6 protein-coding genes are annotated in these 6,698 nt (G+C 65.6%); 1 reads left to right on the top strand and 5 read right to left on the bottom strand.

From position 1 onward, the window contains the following. Positions 1–392: 392 nt before the first annotated feature. Entirely contained in the window at positions 393–617 is a 225-nt protein-coding gene (locus AC5YGJ_RS17645; protein WP_049467479.1) for a YbdD/YjiX family protein, read from the bottom strand. Beyond that, a complete protein-coding gene (locus AC5YGJ_RS17650) occupies positions 617–2,698 on the bottom strand; it encodes a carbon starvation CstA family protein (RefSeq protein ID WP_249843228.1) in 2,082 nt (693 codons plus the stop codon). Before AC5YGJ_RS17650 ends, AC5YGJ_RS17645 begins: the two co-directional genes overlap by 1 nt. A 249-nt stretch (positions 2,699–2,947) precedes the next feature. Here AC5YGJ_RS17650 and AC5YGJ_RS17655 point away from each other — a divergent pair, with 249 nt between their 5' ends. After that, complete coding sequence (locus tag AC5YGJ_RS17655; protein WP_496187279.1) at positions 2,948–3,799, top strand: pirin family protein; 852 nt, start codon at positions 2,948–2,950, stop codon at positions 3,797–3,799. Positions 3,800–3,882: 83 nt separating this feature from the next. On the opposite strand, the gene AC5YGJ_RS17660 is transcribed toward AC5YGJ_RS17655, so the two are convergent. The 3 genes from AC5YGJ_RS17660 to AC5YGJ_RS17670 all read right to left on the bottom strand — a co-directional run bounded on the left by AC5YGJ_RS17660 (position 3,883) and on the right by AC5YGJ_RS17670 (position 6,243). Continuing rightward, positions 3,883–4,341, bottom strand: a complete 459-nt coding sequence (locus AC5YGJ_RS17660; protein WP_309333333.1) for a hypothetical protein — start codon at positions 4,339–4,341, stop codon at positions 3,883–3,885. A gap of 198 nt (positions 4,342–4,539) precedes the next feature. Then, positions 4,540–5,259, bottom strand: a complete 720-nt coding sequence (gene aqpZ / locus AC5YGJ_RS17665) for an aquaporin Z (protein WP_496187280.1) — start codon at positions 5,257–5,259, stop codon at positions 4,540–4,542. Between the two features lie 120 nt (positions 5,260–5,379). Further along, positions 5,380–6,243 carry a pirin family protein gene (locus AC5YGJ_RS17670; protein WP_249843231.1) on the bottom strand — a complete coding sequence of 288 codons (864 nt, stop codon included), beginning with the start codon at positions 6,241–6,243 and terminating at the stop codon, positions 5,380–5,382. Positions 6,244–6,698 lie beyond the last annotated feature (455 nt).

The following is a 6,698-nucleotide window of genomic DNA, read 5'->3' on the forward strand; positions in this document are numbered from 1 at the left end:
GACAGGTTCACGCGGCTGTGGGTAACGGCGACTGCTGGTACGCGCGGCTTTGGGTAGGTGTCGACCTTGGTCGACACGATTTTTCTGTCAGATATCGATAAACAGAAGGGGTCAGATCCGTTTTCCTTCGGAAAATGGATCTGACCCCGCATGTGTGTCGCCGTCACCGGCAATCTGTCGAAGGTGGGGCGGTGTGGGCTTGCAGGACCGTTGGCGCCATGGAGGGCGCCATCGAGCCCCCATGGAGGGGTTTACGGCGTGTCCTGCAAGCCCACACCGCCCCGCCAAACCCACAGAAAGCCAGAGCAGACGCTCCCGCAGTTGCAGTTGCAGTTGCAGTTGCTCCGGCCTCTGCGGGCGCCGGGCTGCAAGCCCGGCACCCACACAGAACCTCAACAGCAGCGGCCGCCGTTGCGTCCGCCGTAGCGCGCTTCCTGGCGCTCGCGGAAGAACGTCTTGTAGTCCATCGGCTCCTGATCCGGATGCTTCTCCAGCATGTGCCGGACATAGTTGTCGTAATCAGGAATGCCACAGCACAGCCGTGCGGTCTGCACCAGGCGCCGCCAGATACGGCGGTGCGCCTGGTACTGCCCAACGGGAACCAGTTGCGTACTCATCACAGATCCACCATTTCATGCGGCTTCAGCGCCACGTACGGGGTCTCGCGGTCGCTGCGCTGCGGGTTGCGGCGAGCGGCCAGGATGGTCTTGATTGCATACACCAGCACCGAGGCCACCACCAGCAGGAACAGCGCGGTCAGGCCGGTGTTGACGTAGGCGTTGACCACGATCTGCTGCATCTGTGCCACCGACTTGGCCGGCGCGGTGATGGTGTCGCTGGCGATGGCGGCCTGGAACTTGTGCGCCTGTGCCAAGAAACCCTGCGCCGGGTTGCTGTCGAAGATCTTGATGAAACCCGCATACGTGGTGCAGATCAGCAGCCACACGGCCGGCACGGCAGTCACCCACGCGTAGCGGTCACGCTTCATCTTGAACAGCACCACGGTACCGAGCATCAGCGCGATACCGGCCAGCATCTGGTTGGAAATGCCGAACAGCGGCCACAGCGTCTGGATGCCACCGAACGGATCGACCACGCCGGTGTACAGCAGGTAGCCCCACAAGGCCACGCAGCCGGCCGTGCCGATGATGTTGGCCGTCCACGATTCGGTCTTCTTCAGGGCCGGCACGAAGTTGCCCAGCAGGTCCTGCAGCATGAAGCGGCCGGCACGGGTACCGGCGTCCACCGCGGTCAGGATGAACAGCGCTTCGAACAGGATCGCGAAGTGGTACCAGAACGCCATCATCGCGTCGCTGCCACTGGGAATCGCTTCATGCAGGATCTGCGCGATGCCGACCGCCAGCGTGGGCGCACCACCGGCACGATGCAGGATGGTCGGTTCACCAATCGCCGCTGCCGTTGCAGTCAACTGCTCGGGGGTGATGGTGAAGCCCCAGGTGTTGGTGATGTAGTGCGCGGCCGATGCGGCATCGGCACCGATCACCGCCGCCGGGCTGTTCATCGCGAAGTAGATGCCCGGATCGATGATCGAGGCCGCCACCAGTGCCATCACCGCCACGAACGATTCCATCAGCATGCCGCCGTAGCCGATGTAGCGCATGTGCGCTTCATTGGCCAGCAACTTGGGCGTGGTGCCCGAGGAAATCAATGCGTGGAAACCCGACACCGCACCACAGGCGATGGTGATGAACAGGAACGGGAACATGCCGCCTTTCCACACCGGGCCATCGCCACTGGCGGCGAACTGGGTCAGTGCCGGCATCTTCAGTTCCGGCATCACCACCAGGATGCCGATGGCCAGGGCGATGATGGTGCCGATCTTCAGGAAGGTCGACAGGTAGTCGCGCGGGGCCAGCAGCAGCCACACCGGCAGCACCGAGGCGACGAAACCGTAGCCGATCAGCATCCAGGTGATCTGGGTGCCGGTGAAGGTGAACGCCGGGCCCCACACCGGATCGGCGGCGACCTTGCCGCCGTACCAGATCGCAGCCAGCAGCAGGATCAGGCCAACCACCGAGATCTCGCCGATCTTGCCGGGGCGGATGTAACGCATGTACACGCCCATCAGGATCGCGATGGGCATCGTCGCGATCACCGTGAACATGCCCCACGGGCTTTCGGCCAGCGCCTTGACCACCACCATCGCCAGCACCGCCAGGATGATGATCATGATCAGGAATGCGCCGAACAACGCGATCGTTCCGGGCACCTGGCCCATCTCCTCGCGCACCAGGTCACCCAGCGAGCGGCCGTTGCGGCGGCTGGACAGGAACAGGACCACGAAGTCCTGCACCGCACCGGCCAGCACCACGCCCACCACCAGCCACAGCAGGCCGGGCAGGTAGCCCATCTGCGCGGCCAGCACCGGCCCGACCAGCGGGCCAGCGCCGGCGATGGCGGCGAAGTGGTGGCCGAACAGCACGTGCTTGTTGGTGGGCACGTAGTCCAGGCCATCATTGTTGATCACCGCCGGGGTGGCCCGGGTCGGATCGAGCTGCATCACCTTGTTGGCGATGAACAGGCTGTAGAAGCGGTAGGCCACCAGATACAACGACACCGCGGCGACGACGATCCACAGCGCATTGATGTGTTCGCCACGGCGCAGGGCCACGGTGCCCAGACAGAACGCGCCGAGCAGCGCGAGTGCGGCCCAGCCTATTTTGGAAAACCCTTTCATGAGGTGCTCTCTCCCGGAAAGACAGGCAAAGAGTCCCGCGTGCCCCTGGCAGGGTCAATGTGCACGGGACCATTCTGCGGTAGTACTTTGGTCGTACGCAGGTTGCGTGGATGTGTGCGCCGGTGCGGGCGTGCGCTGGACATGACGCGCGGCGAACACCGGCAATGGAACAATCGGTTGCGGCGCCGTCCATTGGCCAGACGCGGTATGGCGTCCATCTTCACTGGCATCCATCCAACAGGAGTCGCCATGAGCCTTCCCGAACCGGCGCGCGTGCTGCGCACCATCCGTGGCATGCCCACCTCCGACGGTGCCGGCGTGCGCCTGACCCGTGTCATCGGCGGCCCGGCGCTGCCCGACCTGGACCCGTTCCTGCTGCTCGACGAGTTCGGCACCGACCGCGCCGAGGACTACATCGCCGGCTTCCCGGAACATCCGCACCGGGGCTTTGAGACCGTCACCTACATGCTCGACGGGCGCATGCGCCATCGCGACAACCACGGCAACGAAGGGCTGTTGACTCCGGGCAGCGTGCAGTGGATGACCGCCGGCCGCGGCCTGGTGCATTCGGAGATGCCCGAGCAGGAAAGCGGGCAGATGCGCGGTTTCCAGCTGTGGGTGAACCTGCCGGCGAAGGAAAAGATGACCGACCCGAAGTACCAGGAATTCGCGCCCGAGCGCATTCCGGTGGTACGGCCGGAAACCGGCGTGGAAGTGAAGGTGATCGCCGGCACGGTCGACGGCACCCGTGGGCCGATCGTGCAGCCGGCCACCGATCCGTTGTACCTGGACATCACGCTGGCGCCCGATCGCGCCTGGACGTACCCGTTGCCGGAGGGCCACAACGCGTTCGCCTATGTGTTCGAAGGGGCACTGACGGTGGGCGAGCAGGATGCCGCGCGCGATGTCGCCCGCCAGGAGCTGGCGGTGCTCGGCGGCGGCGAGCAGCTGCATCTGTCGGCCGGCAGCGACGGCGCGAGGCTGATCCTGGTGGCTGGGCGTCCGTTGCGCGAGCCGGTGATGCGGCACGGCCCGTTCGTGATGAACACGCGCCAGGAGCTGATGCAGGCCTTCGTTGATTTCCAGGAAGGCAAGTTCTGAGGAACGCCGCCGGGCCCTGCCCGGCGGACGTCTCACGCGTCGGATGCTGCGGGGACGCTGCCAGGCAGTCATCCCCGCCACCTTCAGCGACCGGCGGCCACGGCCGACGGGGTCAGGCTCATGCCCTGCGCCAGCTGCTGCAGCGAGCCCAGTTCCTGCGCGCTGTCCGGATACAGCGAAATCTGCGCGTAACGCCCTTTGTCGAGCTTGACCACGCTGATGCGGCGCTCGGCGTAGCCGGGCGGCTGCTGGCCGCCCAGATCGGGCTGATACCAGTACAGCGATTCCCCGCCGAAGCTGCCTTTTTCCTGGCGCAGCGAACGGTTCAGTGGAATGGCCGGGTCACGTGCACTGAGCATCAGGCTCAGCACTTCACGGCCCTCTGCGGTGGCGGCGCGGCAGACCAGGAAATCGGCCTGCGCCTGCTGCTGCCATTGCAGGCCGCTGCTGGCCGGCAGCGAAGGGCATTCGGTGGGCGCCTGGGCAGCGGCCTGGGCCGCAGCGAACAGCAGGCTCGACAACACGACAGGCACGAACTTCATGCATCCCCCAAGGTGACGAGTAGGTTGGCTCGGCCCCCTGAGACCGGCGGCCATGGCATCCCATCCCCGGATGCCGCCCCGCCCGGCATGTGCACGGACGGTCAACTCAACCTTAACGGAACGTGAGCGATCGCACAATTCGCGGTTACAGACGTAACCATTGCGGCCGAGGGTCGGCCGCAATGGTCAGGTTGCAGATCAGCGGTCGTTGCCGATCCACTTGTAGATGATGCCGCCGATCGCGCCGCCCAGCAGCGGGGCGGCCCAGAACAGCCACAGCTGGCTGACCGCGCCGCTGCCGGCGAAGAAGGCCACGGCGGTGGAGCGGGCCGGGTTCACCGAGGTGTTGGTCACCGGGATGCTGATCAGGTGGATCAGGGTCAGCGACAGGCCGATGGCCAGCGGTGCGAAGCCCGCCGGCGCCTTGCCATGGGTAGCGCCCATGATCACGATCAGGAACACCGCGGTCAGCACCACTTCGCACAGGAAGGCCGCGGCCACGCTGTAGCCACCGGGCGACAGGGCGCCATAGCCGTTGCTGGCGAATGCGCCGGCCTGGCTGCCGTCGATGGCAAAACCACTGGCCCCCGACGCGATCTGCAGCAGGATGAAGCCGGCCAGCAGGCCGCCGGCGACCTGGGCAATGATGTACGGCACCAGGTCCCTGGTCGGGAAACGGCCGCCGGCCCACAGGCCGACGCTGACCGCCGGGTTGAAGTGGGCGCCGGAGATATGGCCGAACGCGTAGGCGCCGGTGACCACGGTCAGACCGAAGGCCAGGGCCACGCCGAGAAAACCAATACCCAGGGGATTGCTGTCACCGCCGAACTTGGCGGCCAGCACCGCGCTGCCACAACCGCCCAGAACCAGCCAGAACGTGCCGAGGAACTCGGCGGACAAGCGTTTACCCATGCTCATGTGTTGCACTCCTTTGACGGTGAAAGTGTGATTTATGTCACATTTCAGTGATCAGCGGGTGACTGTAGCGTCAACGACGGGTGCAGGGATACACCTTCGGATGTGTGCAACACGCGATGTTCAGTACTGCGGCAGCGGGATGAACTCCTTGTCGTCGCCGGGGATGGTGCCGAAGCGGCCGGCTTCCCAGTCGTGCTTGGCCTGCTCGATGCGCTCTTTCGAGCTGGACACGAAGTTCCACCACAGGTGACGCGGGCCATCCAGCGGCTCGCCGCCGAACAGCATCGCCTTCACCGGCGTCTTCGCGCGCAGGCGGCCGACCGCGCCGGCTTCGGGAATGATCAGATGCTGGGCGGGCACATCCACGCCATCCAGCTGCGCCTGGCCTTCGAGGATGTACAGCGCACGCTCGCGATGACCGTTGTCGATGTCGATCTCCGCATCCGGGTCGAGGTCGATCGCCACGTTGAGGGTGTCGGCGAACACCTTCACCGGCGATTCCTCGCCATATGCACGGCCGGCGATCACCCGCAGCCATGCGCCATTGCGGCGCTGCTCGGGCAGGGTGGCGGCGGCGTGGTGGTAGAACGCCGGTTCGATTTCCTCGTGCGATTTCGGCAGCGCCACCCAGGTCTGCATGCCGTGGATCGGGTTGTCATGGTCGCGGTCCGGCTGCGGGGTGCGCTCGGAATGGGCGATGCCACGGCCGGCGGTCATCCAGTTCACATCGCCGGGGCGGATCACCTGGTCCGAGCCGAGCGTATCGCGGTGGCCGATCGCACCGGACCACAGGTAGGTGACGGTGGCCAGGCCGATATGCGGATGCGGGCGCACGTCGATGGCCGTACCGGGGTGCATCAGGGCCGGGCCCATCTGGTCGACGAACACGAACGAGCCGATGCTGCGGGCCTGCAGGGTAGGGACGGCGCGACGGACTTCCAGGCCGCCGATGTCGTGCACGCGCGGGGCGATGATGGTGGTCATGCGGGCGTTCTCGCTGGCAGGGATCAGGTGATCAGCATCGCATGCAGCTGTGACGGGGACATGCCCCGTATGGGTAACAGGTTGTTCCAGCCAACGGCGCAGCCCCTCGTGGCTGTTGGTTGGTTGGTCGCGTAAAGCGGAAAGCCGCGCTTGGCCGGGCGGGTGGATTGCGCAGGACACGCCGTAAACCCATCCATGGGGGCTCGATGGCGCCATCCATGGCGCCAACGGTCCTGCGCAACCCACCCGCCCGGCCTCTGACGGTTTCCGTGTGCATCCAGCCACGGAGAAGAAAAAAGAAAATCAAAATCAAAATCAAACGCCGGTCGCTTCGCTCGCATCCAAGCATGGCGTGGATCAAGCGTGTCGACCAAGGTCGACACCTGCCAGCCATCGCAGTTCACCCACCGTCACCGGGAAACTGTCAGGGGTGGGGCGGTGTCGGGTTGCGGGGT

Source organism: Stenotrophomonas sp. CS3K5, from assembly GCF_059515225.1.